The sequence below is a fragment of the Edaphobacter sp. genome (genome assembly GCF_028283685.1).
Classification (GTDB): domain Bacteria; phylum Acidobacteriota; class Terriglobia; order Terriglobales; family Acidobacteriaceae; genus Edaphobacter.
The window spans coordinates 290,253-306,760 of the sequence record NZ_JAPWKF010000010.1 but is presented as its reverse complement, the minus strand read 5'-3'; the positions used below and the strand labels follow the sequence as shown (position 1 = coordinate 306,760).

Annotated in this window: 17 protein-coding genes; 10 read left to right on the top strand and 7 right to left on the bottom strand. The window is 63.2% G+C overall.

The window, feature by feature from the left end:
* Window positions 1–96: 96 nt before the first annotated feature.
* Window positions 97–798 carry a Crp/Fnr family transcriptional regulator gene (locus PW789_RS19390; protein ID WP_299380060.1) on the bottom strand — a complete coding sequence of 234 codons (702 nt, stop codon included), beginning with the start codon at window positions 796–798 and terminating at the stop codon, window positions 97–99.
* Between the two features lie 90 nt (window positions 799–888).
* Between PW789_RS19390 and ruvA the strand changes: the two genes are divergently transcribed.
* Together ruvA and PW789_RS19380 are read left to right on the top strand one after the other, a co-directional pair.
* Window positions 889–1,881: a Holliday junction branch migration protein RuvA gene (ruvA, locus tag PW789_RS19385; RefSeq protein ID WP_299380057.1), complete on the top strand. Its 993-nt coding sequence runs from the start codon at window positions 889–891 to the stop codon at window positions 1,879–1,881.
* Between the two features lie 36 nt (window positions 1,882–1,917).
* A complete protein-coding gene (locus tag PW789_RS19380; RefSeq protein ID WP_299380053.1) occupies window positions 1,918–3,384 on the top strand; it encodes a glycoside hydrolase family 5 protein in 1,467 nt (488 codons plus the stop codon).
* Window positions 3,385–3,470: 86 nt separating this feature from the next.
* On the opposite strand, the gene PW789_RS19375 is transcribed toward PW789_RS19380, so the two are convergent.
* Entirely contained in the window at window positions 3,471–3,752 is a 282-nt protein-coding gene (locus PW789_RS19375) for a hypothetical protein (protein WP_299380050.1), read from the bottom strand.
* A gap of 483 nt (window positions 3,753–4,235) precedes the next feature.
* Here PW789_RS19375 and PW789_RS19370 point away from each other — a divergent pair, with 483 nt between their 5' ends.
* Window positions 4,236–4,532 (top strand): HU family DNA-binding protein, encoded by a 297-nt coding sequence (locus PW789_RS19370; RefSeq protein WP_299380046.1) that lies wholly within the window; start codon window positions 4,236–4,238, stop codon window positions 4,530–4,532.
* Between the two features lie 155 nt (window positions 4,533–4,687).
* Here the strand turns inward: PW789_RS19370 and PW789_RS19365 are convergent, their stop codons facing one another.
* Window positions 4,688–5,812 (bottom strand): glycosyltransferase family 4 protein, encoded by a 1,125-nt coding sequence (locus PW789_RS19365; protein WP_299380043.1) that lies wholly within the window; start codon window positions 5,810–5,812, stop codon window positions 4,688–4,690.
* 67 nt (window positions 5,813–5,879) lie between these two features.
* Here PW789_RS19365 and PW789_RS19360 point away from each other — a divergent pair, with 67 nt between their 5' ends.
* Complete coding sequence (locus PW789_RS19360; protein ID WP_299380040.1) at window positions 5,880–7,133, top strand: hypothetical protein; 1,254 nt, start codon at window positions 5,880–5,882, stop codon at window positions 7,131–7,133.
* 35 nt (window positions 7,134–7,168) lie between these two features.
* Window positions 7,169–7,993 carry a methyltransferase domain-containing protein gene (locus PW789_RS19355; RefSeq protein WP_299380036.1) on the top strand — a complete coding sequence of 275 codons (825 nt, stop codon included), beginning with the start codon at window positions 7,169–7,171 and terminating at the stop codon, window positions 7,991–7,993.
* 104 nt (window positions 7,994–8,097) lie between these two features.
* Here the strand turns inward: PW789_RS19355 and PW789_RS19350 are convergent, their stop codons facing one another.
* Window positions 8,098–8,991 (bottom strand): hypothetical protein, encoded by an 894-nt coding sequence (locus tag PW789_RS19350; RefSeq protein ID WP_299380033.1) that lies wholly within the window; start codon window positions 8,989–8,991, stop codon window positions 8,098–8,100.
* Window positions 8,992–9,140: 149 nt separating this feature from the next.
* Entirely contained in the window at window positions 9,141–10,124 is a 984-nt protein-coding gene (gene mltG / locus PW789_RS19345) for an endolytic transglycosylase MltG (protein ID WP_299380031.1), read from the bottom strand.
* Between the two features lie 59 nt (window positions 10,125–10,183).
* Here mltG and ruvX point away from each other — a divergent pair, with 59 nt between their 5' ends.
* The 4 genes from ruvX (at window position 10,184) to PW789_RS19325 (ending at window position 13,366) form a co-directional block, all read left to right on the top strand.
* Entirely contained in the window at window positions 10,184–10,669 is a 486-nt protein-coding gene (gene ruvX, locus PW789_RS19340) for a Holliday junction resolvase RuvX (RefSeq protein WP_299380029.1), read from the top strand.
* A gap of 143 nt (window positions 10,670–10,812) precedes the next feature.
* On the top strand, window positions 10,813–11,304 hold the full coding sequence (greA, locus tag PW789_RS19335; RefSeq protein WP_299380026.1) for a transcription elongation factor GreA: 492 nt from the start codon (window positions 10,813–10,815) through the stop codon (window positions 11,302–11,304).
* A 58-nt stretch (window positions 11,305–11,362) separates the two neighbouring features.
* Window positions 11,363–11,998: a CDP-alcohol phosphatidyltransferase family protein gene (locus PW789_RS19330; RefSeq protein ID WP_299380022.1), complete on the top strand. Its 636-nt coding sequence runs from the start codon at window positions 11,363–11,365 to the stop codon at window positions 11,996–11,998.
* A 222-nt stretch (window positions 11,999–12,220) separates the two neighbouring features.
* Window positions 12,221–13,366 carry a GNAT family N-acetyltransferase gene (locus PW789_RS19325; protein ID WP_299380019.1) on the top strand — a complete coding sequence of 382 codons (1,146 nt, stop codon included), beginning with the start codon at window positions 12,221–12,223 and terminating at the stop codon, window positions 13,364–13,366.
* A 3-nt stretch (window positions 13,367–13,369) separates the two neighbouring features.
* Here PW789_RS19325 and poxB read toward each other — a convergent pair whose 3' ends face one another.
* Both poxB and PW789_RS19315 read right to left on the bottom strand, forming a co-directional pair.
* Window positions 13,370–15,112 carry a ubiquinone-dependent pyruvate dehydrogenase gene (poxB, locus tag PW789_RS19320; RefSeq protein WP_299380016.1) on the bottom strand — a complete coding sequence of 581 codons (1,743 nt, stop codon included), beginning with the start codon at window positions 15,110–15,112 and terminating at the stop codon, window positions 13,370–13,372.
* Window positions 15,081–15,371, bottom strand: a complete 291-nt coding sequence (locus PW789_RS19315; protein ID WP_299380013.1) for a KTSC domain-containing protein — start codon at window positions 15,369–15,371, stop codon at window positions 15,081–15,083. The genes poxB and PW789_RS19315 overlap by 32 nt, the downstream gene beginning before the upstream one ends.
* A 57-nt stretch (window positions 15,372–15,428) precedes the next feature.
* On the opposite strand from PW789_RS19315, the gene PW789_RS19310 reads away from it, so the two are divergent.
* Window positions 15,429–16,451: an isoaspartyl peptidase/L-asparaginase gene (locus PW789_RS19310; RefSeq protein ID WP_299380009.1), complete on the top strand. Its 1,023-nt coding sequence runs from the start codon at window positions 15,429–15,431 to the stop codon at window positions 16,449–16,451.
* Window positions 16,452–16,508: the final 57 nt, after the last annotated feature.

The following is a 16,508-nucleotide window of genomic DNA, read 5'->3' as shown; positions in this document are numbered from 1 at the left end:
AGGTCGCTGGTTTTTGTGGGAACGGTGATATCTGCATGAGGGCGGCGCTGCAGGGGCGAATGCCGTGGAACCGCCAGCAGGGCTAATGGTACGAGCTCAGCTATAAAGCCGTTCCAACTCGGCAGGCCGGGTCAGCGTCATCGTCTCGCCGTCCTGCGTCAGCAGGCCTTCCTTGCGAAACTTGGTGAGGGCGCGGGTGACGGTCTCGCGGGAGAGCGCGGCCATGCTGCCCAGCTCCTCGTGGGTGAGCGGCATGCGAAAGGACATCGGCTGGCCGTTGATAGGGCCGTCCATCTTCGCCCAATCCAGCAGTACGTTGGCCAGCTTGCTGGGCGCCGAACCCGAGAGCGCCAGCCGCCGCGCACTGAGGATCGCGCCCTCGTACTCCAGGGCCATCGTCATCGCGGTGTTGCGGCTCACGTCGCGATAGCGGTCCATCAGGTTGAGGAACTGGGTTCGCGCGATGGCCTTCACCTCGCACGGCTCCAGGGCCTCGGCGGTGACCTTGTGCGTAGTGCCTTTGAGCACGGCAGACAGCCCCAGGACGTCACCCGGCCCGGCGATGCGTACGATCAGCAGCCTGCCCTCGGGCGAGGAGGCCGTCAGCTTGATGCGGCCGTGGCATATCACGTACACGCGGTCGGCCTTGAAGCCCTCGTTCAGCACGCGGTCGCCAGCCTCAAAGCGCTGAAAGCCGCCGATGGTCTGCAGGTCGGCCAGCGCCTCGCGGGGAAGGCTGCAGAAGCAATCCTCACCCTTCACGGCGCATGTCATGCAATCCCGGCCGACTGGCATCATCTACGGCTCTCCTTGACTCTCATCGTACTCTGCCGCTCCTAGAGCCCTCTTCGCAGGCTGCCGGACTTACCCATTTACAATCAACCCAGCATGATCGCCCACCTGCGCGGACGCCTCCTCTCGAAGACACCCAACCAAGCCATCATCGACTGCTCCGGCGTCGGCTATGACGTGGCCATCTCGGTGTCGACCTTCTCCGAGCTTCCCGCCGAGAACGCTGAGGCTGCGCTCTTCATCCACACTCATGTCCGCGAGGACCAGATTGCGCTGTTCGGCTTTGCGTCTACGCAGGAGAAGCGGCTGTTCGAAAAGCTGCTGACGATCTCGGGCATCGGCCCCAAGCTGGCGATCACGGTGCTCAGCGGCATCTCGTCGGACCGGCTGGTTGCGGCCATCCGCGGCGGCGACCATGCCACGCTGACCAAGGTCCCCGGCATCGGCAAGAAGACGGCGGAGCGCGTCGTGCTGGAGCTGAAGGACAAGCTCGACGATCTCGCCGTGCCCGATCTGGCGGGAGCCACCGGTGGAGTCCACCGCGGACCCGTCGCCGACGATGCGCTTTCGGCGCTGGTGAACCTGGGCTACCCGCGGCCGGTCGCGCAGAAGGCGATCGAAAGTGCCATGGAGAAGAATCCGGGATCGCCTCCGACTTCGAGACGCTCTTCCGGGCGGCGATGGCGGCGATCCGCTAAGACGAGATGCTTTCCATATAGATACTTACCGTGGCAGCCGAGATCCGTGTCCGGGTCGCACGGCGGTGGTCAGGCAGTGCCGAGGCGTGGGAGATCCCCTTTAGGGAGATCGCTCGCTCGCGTCGTGCGAAATAACTTACCCAAACCAAACCGCCGATGGTACTTATTAAAACGCGCTCAAGAGGGCCTCGTTCCGATCTTCGAACGGAGCATCTCCTGCCGATCCGGCGGAAGAGGAGCCGTAGAGTCAGCGGCAGCTCCAGCAACGCCGGTTCTGATTCACAAGACGCTACAAGATTTGATCCGCCGTATATACGGTGGACGAGCGGGCTGCATTGAACGGTCCGCCATAAGACATGAATGCAATTATCTTCTGATCGAAAGATCGTGATGACCTGATCTTGCAGGTCCCCGGGAGAACCATCCGATGACGGCCATTACGGCCATCTTTACTGCCCTGATGCACCTGCTTACTGCGATGTGGACGACGCTTCTGCCGTCCGCCGGAGAGCAGGGCTTCGGCAGCCTCAGCCAGGGAATGCGCGACCGGGCGCATCTCTACCACGCGCGCTTGCTTGGCGCCGGCTCGGGCTACTGGCACACCAGGGGCAACCTCATTCTCGATCAGAAGGGAAGGGCCGTCCGCATCCAGGGCATCAACTGGTATGGATTCGAGACCGTGCGTAAGGTTCCCGGCGGACTGACGGTGCAGGACTACCGCACGATCCTGCAGACCGTTAAGGCAGACGGCTTCAACACCATCCGCCTTCCTCTTTCGAACGACATGGTGGAGCACCCGGAGGTGCCTTCGGCGATTGCTTTTACCTCGCCGGATGGAACCGTGATCAACCGGCCGCTGCGCGGCCTGAACTCGCTCCAGATTCTCGACCGTATTGTGGCGTACGCGGACCGCGTAGGGCTGAAAGTTATTTTGGATAACCATCGCTCGGAGGCGGGAGATTCGGCGCAGAGCAGCGGCCTCTGGTACACCCCGGCCTATCCCGAATCGACGTGGATCGCCGACTGGCAGACGCTGGCGCGCCGCTACAACGGCGACTCGACGGTCATCGGCGTGGACCTGCGCAATGAACCGCACAACGCCGCCACGACCGGGGCTTGCTGGTCGGGATGCGATGCCGCGCACGACTGGCACCTGGCCGCAGAACGCGCCGGCAACAGCGTGCTGGCCATCAATCCGCGGCTGATCGTCTTTGTCGAGGGTACGGATGCGGTCAACAACAACTTCTACTGGTGGGGCGGTAACCTGCTGGGCGTGAAGAACGCGCCGGTGGTGCTGAAGACGCCGAACCAGCTGGTCTACTCGGCGCACCTCTACGGGCCGAGCGAGTACCGGCAGCAGTGGTTCAACGCAAGCACGACGGATGCTTCGCTCGAGGCCAACTGGAATCGCTACTGGGGCTATATCAGCCAGCAGAACATCGCGCCGGTGTGGGTGGGCGAGTTCGGGACCTCCAACCGCAACGACGATATTCGTTCGACCACGCCGGGCTCCGAGGGACAGTGGTTCGAGGCGATGGTGAACTACTTCGGTCGCAACCGCGAGATTGGCTGGTCGCTGTGGGCGCTGAACGGGGAGGACCCCTACGGCCTGCTCACGCCGGACTATAAGGCGCCGGTGAATCCGCTGAAGCTCGCCGAACTGGCCCGCATCATGACCAGCAGCGATCAGTCCGTGATGACGGTGCAGAAGATGGTGGATGTACGTGCCACCGCCGGGCAGACATCTTCCGGGTTGCCGTCCGATGCGCGAGCGATCCGGCCATATCGGCCGCATCTTCCTGCCTCGGTGCTAAGGGGCAACGTGGAAGATGCCGACGTTTCTCCGCAGACGCGGCCTGAGACGTCGACTCCGGACGACGCTGACGACCATTAGGTTGTCCGGCCATCCGCGGTCTTCGCGGCGACGACGTTCCAGCCTGATTCATAAGTCGCTATTCAGGAGTTGTTGCTGCTGCGAGGCTAGCTGGTCTCGATCCAGTTCTGGGACTGCACCATGAGGATGCGTGCCTTTTCGCCGACGCGGTACTCGATGCTTCGCTTGAGCTCGTTGGCCATGATGGCGAGGTTCGGCCGGTCGCCGAGGGTGGAGGCGCGATACATGGCGTGCGCGATGTCCGAGGCGCTGGTGCCGGGCCGTTTGATCCTCTCCCAGAAGCGAGAGCTCATGAATCTGTCGAGCACGAGGTAGCTCTCGTCTTTCGGCTTGCCTTCAAATTCAATCTTTACCAGCAGCTGAGCCATGGGACTCTTCCTCATCGTAAAAAGTCGCGCCGACGCGCTCTCATCAAGGTCCTTGGACTTGAGGGATTCGCTTCAAATGTAGGGGTGCTGGTCGATCAAGAGCGGTGTCGTGTAGCCCGGAGGCCATGCCCGCTCGTAGCATGAGGATGCCACAAAAGGTGCAGATTTTCCATGCAGGCGTGATCCTCTGCGGGTTCTCCCTTGAGGGTCTGTGAGGGTGCGTTCCGATCAGAAAACAGCCAAAAACAGGTCTTTTAAGGGTCCAATTCCATAAAAACCGGGAAAAACCAGAAAAAACCTGTGGAAACCGCAGAAATCGAGTTGACAAAGCTTTCGAAAAGGCTGAAGGTGAATTGCGGTACGGTTCTTCCGGACCCGCATGAACACTGACGATTCGCATGTTTTCTGAACGGCGGACGGGCAGCTTTCAGGGCGGGCGAGGCGGGCGACCCATCATATTCTGTTTTACGAAGGAGCAACACAATGGCAAAGGGACTCACCAAGACAGCACTCATCCGCGCACTCGCGGAGAAGCTCGAGCTGACCAACAAGCAGACCGGCGCCTTCCTCGACCTGCTGGCCGAGACCGCCGTCAAGGAGACCAAGAAGAACGGCGAGTTCACGATCCCTGGCATCGGCAAGCTCGTGAAGGCTGAGCGCAAGGCCCGTCTCGGCCGCAACCCCCAGACCGGTGAGACCATCAAGATCAAGGCGAAGACCGTGGTTAAGTTCCGCGTCGCCAAGGTCGCCAAGGACACCATCGCTCCCCCGAAGAAGTAGTCGTCACTGCCTGAGCCACGCCCGCGCGCATGCGCCCGCAGCTCTACGGCAGTCCCCGCTTCTGAAAAGAGAACGCTCCCCGTTGTGGGAGCGTTCTCTTTTTTGCAGTTGGAGCTGGTTTCGGATCGGAAGATTTTCAGTTCGAAGCGGGCGCCCTAGTAGGTGCGGACGGCGCGGCGGATCTTACCTGCGACGGTGGCCCAGGTGTAGCGCAGCAGCACGCGCTCGCGGCCTTTGTCACCCATGGCGGGCAGCTTCTCCGGATTGCGCAGCAGCGTGGTGATCTTCTCGGTGAGATCGTCGACCGAGCCCTTTTCGACCAGTTCGCCGTTTTCGCCGGGCGTGACGAACTCGCGCAGCGCCCAGGCGCCGGTAAGCACGGCGGGCAGGCGGTAGAGCATGGCCTCGAGCGGTGCGATGCCGAAGGGCTCGTAGAGCGAGGGCAGCACGAAGAGGCTGGCTGCGCGGAAGAGCGCTTCGAGCTTCGCGGCCTGTGCCGGGTCGGCTTTTGAGAGATGACCGTGCAGCGTGGCGCCTGCGGGGAGACCCTCGATGTGTGTGGGGCCGACGATCTCAAGCGTGGCGTTGGGGATGCGTTCGCGGACGGCGGCGAACGCCTTGAGCAGCTGCGGTCCGCCCTTGCGGGCGAAGTCGGTGCCGATGAAGAGGAGGCGCGGCTCGGCGTAGCTCTTGTGCTCGTCGACCTCGGGCAGCGCGGGCAGATTGATGCCGCCGCCGATGTTGAGCACGCGGTCTTCGGCGACGCCGTAGTTGCGGAGGAAGGACTGCCGCAGGTACTCGGAGAAGGTGAAGATGGTGTGCATGCGCTGCGCGGTGTCGCGCTCGTAGGCCATGGCCTGGTCGATGCGCTTGGCGGCGACGCCTTCGAGGCCGTAGCCGCTGGCGACCAGCTCGGCGAGATTGCCGTCGTGATAGCTGACGCAGGGGTACTCGGGGAAGGCGACAGGCAGCGAGAACATGTGGCCGATCTGCATCAGCACGGGGCTTCCGACGCTCACGCGCTTCGCCGCTCGTGTGAGCGCGTGGCGGTAGGCGGGGTCGAAGTAGAAGTGCTTGCGCCAGACGCCGCGGTTGCGGTTGAAGTTCTTGGCGAGCAGGCCGTAGTTCACCAGCATGGGCACGCGGATGCCGACGGCGCTGTCGAGGATCTCGGCGTTCTTCATCGCCTGCATCAGGTACGCCGAGGAGCCCGACCATGTCCGGGGAGAGTAAGGATCGACTCCCACGGAGCCGCCGACGAAGACTGTTACTTCACGCATCGGCCTCAGGCTAGCACAGAGGGATTCCTTGATGCGCTGTGCATGGGGCCGCGTGATAATGGTCCCAATGATCACACGCAGAGAGTTTCTCCGTGCCGGTGCCGTTCTTGCCGCGAGCCTTCGCGGTCCCTCGTTGTTTGCTGCCGATGAGAGCTTCAGCGCGTGGAAGCCGGGGCTGCTGGACATTCATCACATCTCGACCGGGCGCGGGAACTCGACGCTGATGATTCTGCCGGACGGGACGACGATGATGGTCGATGCCGGAGCGCTGCAGCGCAACACGCCTTACCTTGTCGACGAGAAGCCGGATGCCTCGCGGCGGCCGGGGGAGTGGCTGGGCCGGTATGCAAAGCGGCAGCTGGAGGCAGCGGGGCTCTCCGGGATCGATGTCTTCATGAACACGCATCTGCACGACGATCACCTGGGCGAGTTTGCGCCGGACCTGCCCGAGGCTCCGGGCGGCGGTTACAGGCTGACAGGGATCACGGATGTGGCGAACATCGTGCCGGTGAAGCGGTTCGTCGATCGCGCGTGGCCGGACTACAGCTATCCCGCGCCGGCCAGTGCGCCGTTTGCGCCGTTCATCAAGAACTACAGGGCGTTTCTTGCGGCGCAGGTGAAGCAGGGCAGCACGGTGGAGCGGTTTCAGCCGGGCGTGAATACGCAGTTCCGGTTGCTGAAGAAGCCTGCGGCGTATGGCAGCTTCGAGATTCGCAACCTGATCGCCAATGGCGAGATCTGGACCGGGCAGGGCAGCGCGACGAAGAAGCTGTTCCCGGACCTCACCGGCATGAAGCCGGAGGACTTTCCCAGCGAGAACTGCTGCTCGTGCGCCATCCGTCTGAAGTACGGGCGGTTTGCGTATTACACGGGTGGCGATCTGCCGTCTGCGACCAACTACGGCAAGGACCCGTGGCGCGATGTGGAGACGCCCGCGGCGGAGGTCTGCGGCCCGGTGGCGGTGGCGGTGTTCAACCATCACGGCTACTACGACGCGGAGGGGCCGGGGTATGTACGCGCGCTGCGGCCGCGGGTCTTCGTGGAGCTGGCGTGGGACTCGGCGCATCCGACGGTCAACTCGCTGGCGAATGTCTACAGCAAGAGCCTATATTCCGGGGAGCGCGATGTCTTTGCCACGGCGCTGAAGCCGGAGCTGAAGATCACCAACAAACGCACGTCCGATTTCAAGAGCAGTAACGGCCATGTCGTCGTGCGCGTCGCCGAGGGAGGCGAGAGCTTTCGCATCTTCATCCTGACCAACGCCGACGAGTCCAACCGCATCACAGCAACGTTTGGACCTTATCCGCTGCGGTCCAGCTAGCTTCAGGCATCGACCTCGAGGGAGGGAGGAAACGTATGAACGCTTCCGGTCCCAGCATCGAACAGATCAAAGAGAATATGCGCGCCACCTGGATGGCGGGCGACTTCGGCGTCGTCGCGAAGACGATTGCGGGTGCGGCGGAGGAGTTTGTGGCGCGGCTGGCGTTGCCAAAGGGGGCACATGTGCTCGACGTGGCCACCGGAACGGGCAATGTGGCGATTCCGCTGGCGCGGGCGGGCTGCGTGGTCACCGGCCTGGACATCGCCACCAACCTGCTGGAGCAGGCGCAGGCACGCGCGGCAGCGGAGAAGCTGTCCGTCGAGTTCGACGAGGGCGATGCCGAACGCATGCCTTATGCGGATGCCAGCTTCGATGCGGTCGTCTCCATGTTCGGGGCCATGTTTGCTCCGCGCCCGGAGCTGGTCGCCAGCGAGTTTGCCCGCGTGCTGAAGCCTGGCGGCAGGCTGGCCATGGCCAACTGGAATCCGGCCAGCTTTACCGGCGCGATGTTCAAACTGAGCGCGAAGCATGTGCCGCATGCGCCGGGGGTGGTGCCTCCGGTGCTGTGGGGTGACGAGGCAACTGTCAACGAGCGGCTCTCGCCCTGCTTCAAGGACATAACGACGCAGCTGATCCCGGTCCTGTTCGATCTCCCCCTGCCGCCTGCCGGCGCGGTGGAGTTCTTCCGCACCTACTTCGGGCCGACCAGGGTAGCCTTCTCGCGTCTCGACGATGCAGGGCAGAAGGTTTTCGCGCGGGAGATGGAGAAGCTGTGGACGTCGGCGAACACGGCCAGCGATCCGAAGAGTCAGACGCTGGTGAAGAACGAGTATCTCGAGGTGCAGGCCGTCAGGCGCTAGCCATCACGCGATGGCCGCCGCGAATGCGGCCACGGCGTAGAGGATTCTCTTATCTATGCGCAGGAGAGCGGAAGAGGGGGCGTTGAGCGAGTGTGAGGCGAAGGCTACTTCAGCGTCTCGACGGAGACGCCTTCGGGGATCTTCAGCTCGAACTGATCGTCGTCGAGGTTCTCGTTGAGGGTGAGCTTGGCGATGTTGATGGTCAGCGAGTAGTGGTCGCTGGGCCGCTCGATGATGATCTTCGACGGGAAGGGCGTGTGTCCGTACCAATGGTAGTCGGAGTAGTAGGCCTTGGTGATGACCTTGCCGTCAGCGTCGTAGATGTCCTGCTGGTAGGGCAGAAGATCGGTGGAGTTGATGTGGATCACGCGGATAGTCTTGACCTCGCGCGTGTCGGATCCCTCGGATTTGTTGAGGATCTGCACGGCGTAGGCCGGCTCCTCGATCAGGTCCTTCTTCTTCTTGCCGCTCTCGATGACGCGGGTGTCGGTGGTCATCGAGATGATCTGGTTCTCGTCCGGCCCCTGGATAAACATGGAGTCGAAGATGACCTCGGGCCGCAGGTTCTCAAGGCCGTTCTTGGACTTGGTGGTCAGCTTGTTGGATCCGACGATGGCGCGCTTGCGCGGCGGGATGTAGAGCTTGAAGTTCTGGCCGTCGGAGACCATGTCCAGCGCCTGTGTACGGACGACGGGAAGCAGCAGCAGTACGCGGAGGAACTCCGGCTTACGCATGAGGATGTAGCCGGAGAAGGCGAGAGACTGGGTCTCCTTGCCCTGAAGGCCGCCGCCGGTGGTGGCGGAGATCTCGACCGAGGCGTTGAAGGTCTTGATGGAGTCGTAGCGGGAGTTGATCTGCTTGGCCATCGCCTCGAGCGAGGTGCTGATGATGACATCCGCCATGCGTGTCTTTGGAACGATCCGGGTGTGGCTCAGGCACCCGGTGAGCGCGGGAGCCACGGCCAGGGCTCCAAGCGCGAAAGCTTTGCGTATCTTCATTTGCACGAAGGTTCCAGACACCGTTCTGAAGGGATGCGTAAAGGCCACTACAAGTTATAGATGATACTGGCCGCCAAGGGGTTCACAGAAAACGGACCGGTTTTCGAACGCCCTGTAATAAATGCGATACCCGTGCTCGGCGGTACTTTCTAATGCTGCTGCGCCTTGCGGTAGGTGTTGACGTTGGCGTTGTGCTCCTTCAGGGAGGCGGCGAAGCGGCTGTGGCCGGCGGCGTCGGAGACGAAGTAGAGATAGTCGGTCTTTGCCGGGTTCAGGGCGGCGCGGAAGGAGGCAATGCCCGCGTTGCAGATGGGGCCGGGGGGCAGGCCGGCGTGCACATAGGTGTTGTAGGGCGAAGGGTTCCGGAGGTCCGAGGCGTAGATGGTGCCCCGCCAGCGTTTGTCGAGCAGGGCGGCGTAGATCACGGTGGGGTCGGTGGCGAGGGGGATGTTCTTTGCCAGCCGGTTCTCAAAGACGCCGGCGACCAGGGGGCGCTCGCCGGGCACGGCGACCTCTTTTTCGATCAGCGAGGCCAGAATGACGGTGCGATTTGCCTCAGGCCCGGCGAGATTCAGCTGCTGCGAGGCCTGGCGGAAGCGCCGAACCATGGCGGTGAGGATGGTCGTGGGCGGGATGTGCCGGGCGAAGTGGTAGGTGTCGGGGAAGAGGAAGCCCTCCAGCGAGGCGGGAGGGTTGGCCGGGTCTGTCCACTCGGCGATCAGCTCGGTGTGGCTGCGGGCGGCGGCCAGGAAGTCGTCGCGTTTTCCAAGTCCTTCGGATTCAATGACCTGAGCGATGTCGAAGATGTTGTAGCCCTCGGGGATGGTGATGGCGACGGTGTAGACGTCGCCCCGGGCGATCTTGCGATAGACCTCGGTCATGGGGACGGGCTGATCGAAGCGATACTCGCCTGCCTTGAGGGTTCCCTTCTTGAAGAGGCGCAGCAGCTCGAAGCCGTAGCGGCTGCGGATGACGCCGGAGCTCTCGAGCGTGATGGCCAGCGTCTCGGTGCCGGTGTGTGGGGCAATCTGGACGAAGGTCTCCTTCGAGGGCCCAAAGGGTGCGGTAACGAGCCAGTACGCGCAACCGGCGGCGATCAGGGCGAGCAGGAGCAGTGTGAGCAGAAACTTCAAAGCTGGAAGAGCCTCCTGGGCTTGGGTCTTATTTTAGGACGAGGCTTACACTCAATAAGATGCCGTCCGATCAGAACCCCGAAGAGCTATCCACCGAACCCGGTCAGATCGAGCGCGTCTTTGGCTTTGACGTGGGCGACCGGCGGATCGGGATCGCCATCTCGGACCCGCTGGGGTACACGGCGCAGCCGCTGATGACGCTGCACCGGGCGCGGCTGAAGGACGATCTGAAGTCGGTGGGCCGCCTCTTACGGCGGCATGGCGTTCGTGTGGCGGTGGTGGGGAATCCGCTGTACATGTCGGGCGACGTGAGCCCGCAGGCGTTGAAGGCACAGGCTTTCGCCGCGGATCTGGAGCGGGAGTTCGGCCTGACGATCCACCTGTGGGACGAGCGGCTGACAACGACCGAGGCGCATCGTCACCTGGACGACCTGGGGCACTCGTCTGCCCGTGCAGACCGGAAGCAGATCATCGACCAGGTAGCGGCAGTGTTGATTCTTCAGGGCTTTCTGGATCTACGAGGCCGTGGACACGAGGCGGAATAGGGCGCGCGGGGTGGTCCCCGTTGCGTAGCGGCGTATAATCAACTTTTCGTTCCCTTAGTGTGAATTCGGGCGCGGGAAGAGACTCGCCCGCGGATGGTCGGCTTTGCCGCGTTCCGAGCGATAGCCCAGTACAGGAAGTCACCATGCCAGAACACATCATGAAACGGCTCCAGGAGGAGATCAAGCAGCTGGAATATGAGCTGACGACGGAACTGCCTGCAGAGATTAAGAAGGCCGTTGCCCTGGGCGACCTGAGCGAGAACGCTGAGTATCACTCGGCGAAGCAGCGGCAGGAGTTTGTGAACGCCCGCCTGGGCCAGCTGAAGAAGCGCATGGGCGAGCTGGCGCTGGTGAATCTGTCGAACATTCCGCACGATAAGGTGGGCTTCGGCGCGACCGTCACGGTCTTCGACAGCTCGAAGGACGAGGAGATCGTGTACAAGCTGGTGACGAGCGAGGAGTCGGATGTCTCGAAGGGACTCATCTCGACGACATCGCCGATCGGCCGTTCGCTGCTGGGCAAGAAGGAGGGCGACACCACCACGGTGGTCACCCCCAACGGCAACCGCGAGCTGGAGATTCTGAAGCTGGTGACGATTCACGACGCCGCACCGGACGCAGCTCCGGCAGAGTAACCTGAACGAAGACAGCGGCGTGGATGAGGCCCGCCGCCTGAGCAGCAAGAGGGCAAGAGTGACCTGGACAAGCGCATTCGGTAAAGGCAGTGGCTGGCTGCTGCAGAAGATCGTCAGAGGGCTGGCGCTCTCCCGCATCTCGCCGAATACCCTCACCTTCATTGGCCTCATCATCAACATCGTTGCCGCGCTGTTCTTCGGCTTCGCCCGGGGGCCGCATTCCAACAAGATGTTCCTGTACGCCGGGCTGACGATCATCGGCGCGGGCGTCTTCGACATGGTGGATGGCCGCGTGGCCCGTGCAACCAACCAGGTCTCAGTCTTTGGAGCGTTCTTCGATTCGGTGATCGACCGCTACTCGGATGTGGCGATCTTCTTCGGCCTGCTGGTGTACTACGCCCGGGGCAACAGACTCTTCTACGTCGGGCTGGTGGCATTTGTAATGACCGCCTGCCTGATGGTGAGCTACACGCGAGCCCGCGCCGAAGCCCTGATCGGCAGCTGCAAGGTGGGCTTCATGGAGCGGCCGGAGCGCATCGTCTGCGTCATCCTCGGCGCCTTAGGCAACAAGTGGGGCGTGATGGGAGCTGCGCTGTGGGTGCTGGCTATCATGTCGACCATCACGGTCATTCATCGTATTCGCTATACGTATCTTGAGACGGAGCGGCGCAAGCTGATCTCTGCCCGGTCTTAGGGTCGGAGAGGGCGGGTCCGCCCGGGGCCGCCGTCGGCATACGGGCATGGCCTAGCTCTTTTGTTTCAGCGGTATGACCTTACGGTGGTATGGTGTCTTCCGCAGGATTCCGTCAATCTTGAAAGCAGTAAGAAGATGAGGCGGCCATGCCAGGCCCCCATGCATTTAGCCGTACGACTTCTCCCAGGTCTCTGTGTTATCTCCTCGAGAAGGGTTGTCCGTATGTTTTCGGCCACGTTCGATTTCTCCAGCGATCTGATCATGTCGCGCATGATGGCTGACCTGCGTGTGACGCGGAACGCCTCTGCCATCCTGGCTATGCAGCCCGCGCTGACGGAGTTGGGGCGGCGCGTAGGGCAGGCCGGTGCGGTCGACGATCTAAGATATTTCCTTTCGTGGCTGGAGCTGCGCGGCAAGAAGCCGTGCCTGGTAACGCTGGGCCGCGACTCGAGCTTTGCCGAAGACGGTTCGTTCAACCACCTGGAGGCCGCGGTCCTGCTGTACGAGCATTGCGTCTCCGGCTTCGGGCTGGGGATCTACGCCTCCTGCGACGGCATCGGCCGGCGCGCTCTGGTGCCGCCTGCAATCGACAGCTCCCGTTTTGCGCTGGAGGTCTGCGGCGTGCTGCTGGACCAGGGCGCGCGCGGCATCCTGCTCTCGTTTCGCCATGAAGAGGCGTTCTTCGATCCCTCGCAGATGCCGATCCTGTGTGGCGGCATGAAGATCCGCTGGGCCAGCCGTGAGCGGACGACGCCGAGCTACCTGCTGCTGCGCCGCACCGTCAATGAGACGCTTGAGCAGATGGGAGCGCGCACGCGCAAGCATCTGCGCTACTATCGTCGCCGCGCGGAGAGCCAGCTGGGCTGTGAGTTTGTGGCCGAGGCCACGATCGAACGCGGCGAGTTCCTCGAGCTGAACCGCAACTCCTCCTATCCCTGCGACAGCGAGACGGCGGCATGGCAGTACGATGCCATCCACATGGCGAGCGATCCCGTCTTTTGCGGATTGCGCGACCGCGATGGGCGCTGGCTCAGCGTGGCCTGCGGTCTGCGCTCGAACCGTAACATGGAGGTCTTCTGGCAGACCAACCGCAACGACATGAAGCCGTATTCACTGGCCACGGTGATGCGGGCGTTCCTGATCGAGCATGAGATCAAGAAGGGAACGCGGCGCCTGTTCTTCCAGGGCGGCACTAGCCACTCCATGAGCCATTCCTTCGTGGAGGAGCGCTGCACCGACCTGATGGTGATGCGCGACAGCTTCATCGGCCGCGCCATCCCTTCGCTCTTCGAGCGCTATATTCCGAGGGAGAACCCGATCAACGAGTTTCTCGTCGAGCCGGGCCTCGCCTGGAATATGCTGCGCTAACGGTTACGACAGGATCCGCTGCAGCAGGTTGGTCTTCGCGAGGTCGATGACCTCGGTTCCGCGCCCGCTCATGACAGTTTTGGCAGCCCACAGCGAGAAGCCCTTGGCCTGGGCGAAGGTGATGGTTGGCGGCATGGAGAGCTCCTGCCGGTTGACCAGCACCTCCACCAGCGCCGGGCCGGGAGTGGCAAAGGCCTCGCGCAGCGCGCCCTCCAGCTGGTTGGGCTCGGTGACGCGGATGCCGTGCAGGCCGACGGCGCGGGCCACGGCGGAAAAGTCGGGGTTGTCGAGCACGGTGCCGTAGTTGACGAAGCCGGCGGCCTTCATCTCCAGCTCCACGAAGGCCAGCGAGCCGTTGTTGAAGACCACGATCTTGACCGGCAGCTTCATCTGCCGCAGGGTGATCAGGTCGCCCAGCATCATCGCGAGTCCGCCATCGCCTGCCAGCGCCACGACCTGACGGCCGGGGTGCGAGGCCTGCGCCCCGATGCTGTGCGCGACCGCTGACGCCATCGAACCGTGAACCAGTGAGCCGATCAGCCTGCGCTGGCCGTTCATCGCGAGATAGCGTGCCGCCCAGACCGTGGGCGTGCCGACGTCGCAGGTGAAGACGGTGTCGGCGTCGGCGAGCTGGTCGACCATGCGCGCCACGTACTGCGGGTGGATCGGCGTCTTGTTCTCATCGGGCTGGGCGAGGTCTTCGAGACCCTCGCGCACCTTGGCGTAATCCTTAACGTGGGCATCGAGGCGTTTCTGCGCCGCGCCATCTGTCTTCGGAGTCAGCAGGGGCAGCAATGCGGGCAGGGTGTCGGCGATGCGCCCTACCAGGCCGAGGTCGACCTTGGTGCGGCGGCCGATCTGCTCGCCGCGTGCGTCGATCTGGATGACCTTCGCCTTGGCGGGGAAGAACTGCGTGTAAGGAAAGTCGGTGCCCAGCATCAGCAGCGTGTCGCAGTTCTCCATGGCGTGATAGCCGGAGCTGAAGCCGATGAGGCCGGTGAGACCGACGTCGTACGGGTTGTCGTACTCGAGGTACTCCTTGCCGCGCAGCGCATGCACGATGGGGGCCTTGAGCGCACCGGCGACGGCCATCAGCTGGTCGTGCGCACCCTTGCAGCCCGCGCCGGCGAGGATGGTGATCCTGCTGCCTGCGTTCAGTAGCACGGCGGCCTGCTGCAGCTCATCGTCGCCGGGGCGCACGACGGTTTTGGGTGTTTCGATGGGGCTGAGGGCGGCCGTCTCCGCATCGTGCAGAAAGATCTCGCCGGGGATGACGAGGACGGCGACGCAGCTCTGCGTGATGGCGGTGCGCATGGCGATCTCGAGCAGTCGCGGCAGTTGCTCGGGGATGGAAACCATCTCGCAATAGCTGCTGCACTCCTTGAAGAGGATCTCGGGATGCGTCTCCTGGAAGTAGCCGGTGCCGATCTCCTGACCGGGGATGTGGGCGGCGATGGCGAGCACGGGGACGCGGCTACGATGACAGTCGAAGAGACCGTTGATGAGGTGCAGGTTGCCGGGGCCGCAACTTCCGGCGCAGACGGCGAGCGAATCGGTGAGGTGGGCTTCGGCGCCGGCGGCAAAGGCGGCGGCCTCTTCGTGGCGCACGTGCGCCCACTCCATCTCGCCGTCGCGGCGAATGGAGTCGGTGAAGCCGTTGAGCGAGTCGCCGGGGAGGCCGTACACGCGTTTGACGCCCGAGTTCTTCAAGCTCTCAACGATGATGTCTGCGATCGTCTTTGCCATGTTTTTCCAACTCCAATTCCTGTTCTGGTTTCTGGACAAGGTGAATGACCTGCGAGGGCCGCAGAAGCTCGTACCGAGGATGCTGCGCCTTGAAGGTTTGATTCAGATACGTTCCCTTCGATGGCGCTGAACGAAACGCCATGTACTCCTGCCGAGAGACGTCGTGGTACCGGTATGCACCCGGCTTGCGGCGATAGAGGATCGTCAGCGTCTGCCGCTTCTCGTCGTAGGACATCGTCGCGATCACGCTTGAGGGCATATCCGCCTCCTCCCGCTTCATCATCCGTTGTGCGATCCACGTACACTCTAAGATGCAATGGAGCGCAAACCAGTTTTACTTATTCATGGCGGCGCGTGGGCGATGCCCGATGATGTCATCGGCGAGAATCGCGAGGGTATCGCGGCTGCACTGGCGGCAGGCTATCAGCACCTTGAGCGCGGTGGCACGGCGCTCGACGCTGTGGAAGCCGCAGTCGCCGCCATGGAGGACCACGAGGCCTTCGACGCCGGGCGCGGCAGCTTTCTGACCAACGATGGCCGGGTGCAGCTGGACGCCCTGCTGATGAACGGCGAAGACCTGCGCGCCGGAGGCGTGGCCTGCGTGGAGCGGCTGCGCAACCCGGTCCGCGCCGCGCGTCTGGTGTTGGAGAAGAGCCCTCATGTTTACTTTGTCGGTGTCGGTGCGGAACGTTTCGCGCGCCAGCACGGGATGCCGCTGATCGACAACACCGAGCTGATCATTCCGCGCGAGCGCGAGCGGCTGATGGCCTTTCAACAGGCCGAGCTGCTGGGGGCAAAGGACACGACCTTCTCCGGGCCGCTGCATCTGGACAAGGAGCCGGAGGACGAGACCCCTGCCCATCCTCCGTCAGCAGGCCGAAGTGATGCTACAGACGGGAGTGATCGGAACGACCCGACAAAGCACTCGCACGATACCGTCGGCGCGGTCGCGCTGGATATTCATGGCCACATCGCTGCGGCGACCAGCACGGGGGGCACCCTGTCGAAGGCTCCGGGGCGCGTGGGCGATTCGTCGCTGATCGGCTGCGGGTGCTATGCGGACGACCACTCCGCGGCGGTCTCGCTGACAGGCTGGGGCGAGCCGATCATGAAGCTGGTGCTGGGCAAGTGGGCTGCGGACCGCGTGGCGCAGGGGATGGCACCCGGTGAGGCGGCCGACGCTGCGATCGGTTATCTGTACTCGCGTCTGGGCGGTCACGGCGGCATCATCCTGCTGGATCGCCAGGGGCGCATCGGCCTCGCGCACAATACGCCGCGCATGGCCTGGGGGCTGCAGACGTCTGAGGGTGTCGAGATCGGCGTCACGCGCAACGGATAGACGGCCAGTGTCTTCTGCGATGCGTTCCAGTCCGAGGCAGATTTGAACGCTGCGACC

What these genes read in the sequence shown, in the direction of transcription:
- PW789_RS19310 (WP_299380009.1), top strand. Translation starts at nt 15,429, where the DNA reads ATGGAGCGCAAACCAGTTTTACTTATTCATGGCGGCGCGTGGGCGATG.
- greA (WP_299380026.1), top strand. Translation starts at nt 10,813, where the DNA reads ATGCCAGAACACATCATGAAACGGCTCCAGGAGGAGATCAAGCAGCTG.
- PW789_RS19350 (WP_299380033.1), bottom strand. Translation starts at nt 8,991, where the DNA reads ATGAAGATACGCAAAGCTTTCGCGCTTGGAGCCCTGGCCGTGGCTCCC.
- PW789_RS19355 (WP_299380036.1), top strand. Translation starts at nt 7,169, where the DNA reads ATGAACGCTTCCGGTCCCAGCATCGAACAGATCAAAGAGAATATGCGC.
- PW789_RS19380 (WP_299380053.1), top strand. Translation starts at nt 1,918, where the DNA reads ATGACGGCCATTACGGCCATCTTTACTGCCCTGATGCACCTGCTTACT.
- PW789_RS19375 (WP_299380050.1), bottom strand. Translation starts at nt 3,752, where the DNA reads ATGGCTCAGCTGCTGGTAAAGATTGAATTTGAAGGCAAGCCGAAAGAC.
- PW789_RS19370 (WP_299380046.1), top strand. Translation starts at nt 4,236, where the DNA reads ATGGCAAAGGGACTCACCAAGACAGCACTCATCCGCGCACTCGCGGAG.
- ruvX (WP_299380029.1), top strand. Translation starts at nt 10,184, where the DNA reads ATGCCGTCCGATCAGAACCCCGAAGAGCTATCCACCGAACCCGGTCAG.
- PW789_RS19325 (WP_299380019.1), top strand. Translation starts at nt 12,221, where the DNA reads ATGTTTTCGGCCACGTTCGATTTCTCCAGCGATCTGATCATGTCGCGC.
- PW789_RS19390 (WP_299380060.1), bottom strand. Translation starts at nt 798, where the DNA reads ATGATGCCAGTCGGCCGGGATTGCATGACATGCGCCGTGAAGGGTGAG.
- poxB (WP_299380016.1), bottom strand. Translation starts at nt 15,112, where the DNA reads ATGGCAAAGACGATCGCAGACATCATCGTTGAGAGCTTGAAGAACTCG.
- PW789_RS19360 (WP_299380040.1), top strand. Translation starts at nt 5,880, where the DNA reads ATGATCACACGCAGAGAGTTTCTCCGTGCCGGTGCCGTTCTTGCCGCG.
- ruvA (WP_299380057.1), top strand. Translation starts at nt 889, where the DNA reads ATGATCGCCCACCTGCGCGGACGCCTCCTCTCGAAGACACCCAACCAA.
- PW789_RS19315 (WP_299380013.1), bottom strand. Translation starts at nt 15,371, where the DNA reads ATGCCCTCAAGCGTGATCGCGACGATGTCCTACGACGAGAAGCGGCAG.
- PW789_RS19365 (WP_299380043.1), bottom strand. Translation starts at nt 5,812, where the DNA reads ATGCGTGAAGTAACAGTCTTCGTCGGCGGCTCCGTGGGAGTCGATCCT.